Annotated in this window: 2 protein-coding genes; both read left to right on the top strand. The window is 30.7% G+C overall.

The window, feature by feature from the left end:
• The first annotated feature begins 168 nt into the window (after positions 1 to 168).
• Entirely contained in the window at positions 169 to 1182 is a 1014-nt protein-coding gene (locus tag AN619_RS15155; protein ID WP_068558107.1) for a hypothetical protein, read from the top strand.
• A gap of 35 nt (positions 1183 to 1217) precedes the next feature.
• Positions 1218 to 1431 (top strand): transposase (locus AN619_RS15150; protein ID WP_068556888.1); only part of this gene is annotated, 214 nt, incomplete at its 3' end.

Genomic DNA, 1431 nt, shown 5'->3' with positions numbered 1-1431 from the left:
TTACTTCTTCTCTCAGCAGCTCTAATACTATTTTTGATTTTTCTTCCGGGGTAAAATGTCGTCTTTTCATATTCTTATTATAACTTATTTTTCAACTTTTTGTGTCCAACTTCCTGGGTTCATTATAATAGACCTAAGTAATCAATACATGTAATGGATGTGAAGATAATGGAAGAAGTTAATTGTATATCTAGGGGTAGGTTATTAAAGAAAGTTAGAAAGGCATTAGGCTTTAGGCAATATGAGATTGTAGGTAGTGATATCACCCGTAATCTCATTAGTTTGATTGAAAATGAAAAAGTAGCTCTAAACGACAGTACTATGAAGATAGTTATTGAAAATATGAACAGATTGGCAAATGAAAGAAATCTAGATGTTATCATAGATGAAAGAGATCTATCAATTGATGGTTTCTTCGAGGCAAAGCAGACAGCAAATGAGTATATTGACACTTTAAAACATGATCAAAACATTACTAACATAAATATTGATACTTATTTTGAGGAAATCAATATGTTCTTAAACAGTTGGGACCTTCCCTCTGAAAAATCCATTATTTTCGAAAGTATTGGAGACATCTATGGTAGACAAAGAGAGTACAATAAAAGCCTTATTTACTATATTAAGTCATTTGAAAATACAATACGCTTATTTGACTATACCAGGATCATAAAGATATGCTCAAAGGTAATGTTTTGCTGTATTAGATTGGCTAAATATGAGGAAGCTTTAGAATACGCCAATATGGTTGAAACCTTCAAGAATGAAAGCAATGGTACGTTATTTATAAGCATCATATATAATCGTGCATTGGCCTATAAATACTTAGGTAAGTACAATCAGTGTATAAATGAATTAAATAGCTTAGAGCTTTTCATTAATGAAAGGCAACTATCTAAGTACTTAGATATTATGACACTTAAGGCCATCTGTTTTAAACGTAAAGAAATGTACAAAGAGTCCTTAGAGATATATGGTTCTATATATCAAAAGGCCAGTGAGTCAGTACTAGATAATAAGTTGTTAATATTGGTTAATATGCTTGAAATATACGTAATTTTAAAGGATGTCGTCAAGGTAAGTGAGTTGTTAGATACAATAGTCCCTTTACTAAATGAGTTAAAACAGGAAAGTATCTATCTGATGTTAGTATATAAGTATGGACACAAAATAAGGTTTTAGATATACTAAAGATTTAAGAAAGGAAGTGTCCATAAATGACAAATCGAAGAACTTTTACAGAGGATTTCAAAACAATGATAGTAGAATTGATACAATCCGGTAAAACAATCAGGGAAATTTGTAGCGAATATAGCCTAAGTGAAACAGCAGTCCGAAGTTGGGTAAAAAAGAAATCTCCAATTAACATAGAAGGAGATGTTACAAGCCTTGAAGAAATCAAGAAAATTAAAAAAGAAATTGCAAAGCTCA

Origin of the sequence: Thermotalea metallivorans (assembly GCF_001562415.1) — a bacterium.
Taxonomy (GTDB): domain Bacteria; phylum Bacillota; class Clostridia; order Peptostreptococcales; family Thermotaleaceae; genus Thermotalea; species Thermotalea metallivorans.
This window is presented reverse-complemented; position numbering and strand designations above follow the sequence as displayed.